The 2,295-nt window shown below is 44.1% G+C and carries 1 protein-coding gene; it reads right to left on the reverse strand.

All coding sequences use genetic code 11. From position 1 onward, the window contains the following. On the reverse strand, window positions 1-2,295 hold a 2,295-nt coding region (locus Q0192_RS15595), incomplete at both ends, for an efflux RND transporter permease subunit (protein ID WP_299290790.1).

Genomic DNA, 2,295 nt, shown 5'->3' on the forward strand with positions numbered 1-2,295 from the left:
ATGGCCAAAGGTTTTTGTGTTTCGGAGCCGATTCCGGTAGAAATTGCAGCCGGCATTAAACCAATGGCGGCCATCAAAGCCGTCATCACCACGGGGCGGACACGGGACAAAACACCGGTTAAAATAGCTTCATCTATTTGCACGCCTTCCAATATATTTTTGCGGAAAACAGAGATCAGGATCACACCGTTTTGGATACAAACACCAAACAGCGCGATAAAACCGATACCTGCCGAAATACTGAAATTGGTATTGGTGATGTGCAAGGCCAAAATACCGCCAATCAAAGCAAAAGGCACGTTTAGGATTACCAATACGGCGTCTTTTACATTACCAAAAGTGGTAAACAGGATCAGGAAAATTACCAGCAAACAGATTGGGACAACATTGGCCAAAGTATGCGAAGCGCGGATTTGGTTTTCAAACTCGCCGTTCCAGGTGGTGGTGTAGCTCTGGTCAAGTTTTACCGCCTGGTTTACTTTCTGCTGTGCTTCGGCAATCGTACTTCCTAAATCGCGGCCACGTACCGAGAATTTTACGGCGATATAACGCATGTTGTTGTCGCGGTAAATAAAGGCCGGGCCAGTCAATTTGGTGATTTGTGCAATTTCTTTGATGGCAATTTTAGAACCGTTTAAAGTTGGCACCATCAGGTTTTCAATCTTTTCTTCGGTATCGCGGTAGTCTTTTTGGTAGCGGATCCGAATGTCGAACTTCCTTTCGCCCTGGTACAAAGTGGTTGCCGCTTTTCCGCCAATCGCCATCTCAATCACCGAGTTGGCATCGGCCGTAGAAATGCCATACAAAGCCATCTTGCTTTGGTCCAGTTCAATCCTGAATTCAGGCTGGCCCAAGTTTCTGAGTATTCCCAAATCTTCTACACCCTGAACTTTACTTAAAACCCGCATTACTTCATCGGCTTTGCCATCCAAAACTTTAAAATCAGTTCCGAAAATTTTAACAGCCATTGAAGCCGGAACACCTGCCACAGCTTCGGCCACGTTATCAATAATCGGCTGCGAATAGTTAAAGATAATTCCAGGAAATTGGCTTAGTTTTTTGTCCATTTGCGCAATCAGTTCTTCCTGGGTAATGTTTCGTTTCCACTCGTCTTTTGGCAGGAGATCAACCTGGATTTGCACGTTAAAAAAACCTTTCGGGTCGGTTCCGTCGTTCGTTCTTCCAACTTGCGACATGGTTTGTTTAACCTCCGGAAAAGAACCTAAAATACTGCGCATCTTATTGGTAGTGCTTACAGAGCTTTCCAGCGACGTGCTCATCGGCAATTGCGCCGTAACCCACAATGCGCCTTCGTTTAATTGCGGCAAAAACTCTGTTCCCAACAATTTAGCGGAAGCAAAAGTTAAAGCCATAAAAACCAAAGCCACAATCAAACTCAGCTTCTGGTTTTTGTAAGTGAAATTGAACATCTTGTGGATGCCGTTTTCAAGGAATAATACAATAGGGTTATGCTTTTCGCGAACATTTTTTCGCAGCAAAATACTGGACAGTGCCGGAACAAAAGTCAACGTAAAAATTAAAGCGCCCAGCAAAGCAAAACTTAAGGTATAAGCCAGCGGCGAAAACATTTTGCCTTCTACTTTTTGAAAAGCGAAAATTGGCATTAAACAAGTAAGGATGATCAGTTTGGAAAAGAAAATAGCTTTCCCCATTTCTGTGCCCACATTTTTAAATATGCCCAGCTTGGCCAGCTTGTTAAATTTATCCATGCCAACTTCTTTAGCCTTGTGGTCCAAAGCGACATAAATCCCTTCGACCATTACCACGGCCCCGTCTATGATGATCCCAAAATCAACCGCGCCCATGGAAAGCAAATTGGCGCTCATGCCTTTCAGCCTCAAACAAATAAAGGCGAACAATAAAGCTAAAGGAATGATGATAGCTACCGTTAAAGTGGTGCGCCAATCGGCCATAAACAAAAACACAATCACGGTTACCAGCACAATTCCTTCGATCAAGTTGTGGATAACCGTATGCGTGGCAAAATCCATCAAAGTGGTACGGTCATAAAAAACATCAATTTTGGTGTCTTTTGGTAAAATATGGGCGTTCAAATCCTTTACTTTATCCTTGATCCGCACTAAAACTTCGGATGGGTTTTCGCCTTTCCGCATCACCACAATACCTTCAATGGCGTCGTTGTCTTTATCGCGCCCAACCTGGCCTAAGCGCGGTAAGCCGCTTTCGTGTATGTCGGCCACGTTTCGCGCCAAAATCGGAACGTTGTTTACGTTTTTGATGATGATATTTTGGATCTCGCTGATGTTGTTGAGC

The sequence above is a fragment of the uncultured Mucilaginibacter sp. genome (assembly GCF_937859865.1).
Lineage (GTDB): Bacteria > Bacteroidota > Bacteroidia > Sphingobacteriales > Sphingobacteriaceae > Mucilaginibacter_A.